Origin of the sequence: Nocardioides antri, from assembly GCF_008373765.1 — a bacterium.
Lineage (GTDB): Bacteria > Actinomycetota > Actinomycetes > Propionibacteriales > Nocardioidaceae > Nocardioides > Nocardioides antri.
Genome location: NZ_VUJW01000183.1, coordinates 1 through 323, shown reverse-complemented (window position 1 = coordinate 323; position 323 = coordinate 1). Strand labels below are relative to the sequence as shown.

The following is a 323-nucleotide window of genomic DNA, read 5'->3' as shown; positions in this document are numbered from 1 at the left end:
CAAAAATGAAGGCTAAAGGACAGTTGAGAGAATATGAGGTTATCGGCCGCAAGCTCCCTTCGGAGAACGAGCCCAAGCCTCCCTTGTATAAAATGAGAATTTTCTCTCCGGATCCAATTGTCGCCAAATCTCGTTTCTGGTATTTCCTGAGACAACTTAAGAAGTTCAAGAAGACCACTGGTGAAATTGTCTCTATTAAGGAAATTCCAGAGAAAAGCCCCATCAAGATTAAGAACTTTGGTATCTGGCTACGCTATGAGTCTCGTTCGGGTGTACACAACAAGTACCGGGAATACCGTGGCCTGAGTGTAGGCGGAGCTGTC

Annotated in this window: 1 protein-coding gene; it reads left to right on the top strand. The window is 45.5% G+C overall.

The window, feature by feature from the left end; genetic code table 11:
• The coding region (locus tag F0U47_RS22950) for a hypothetical protein (RefSeq protein ID WP_149752373.1) at positions 1-323 on the top strand (323 nt) is incomplete at both ends.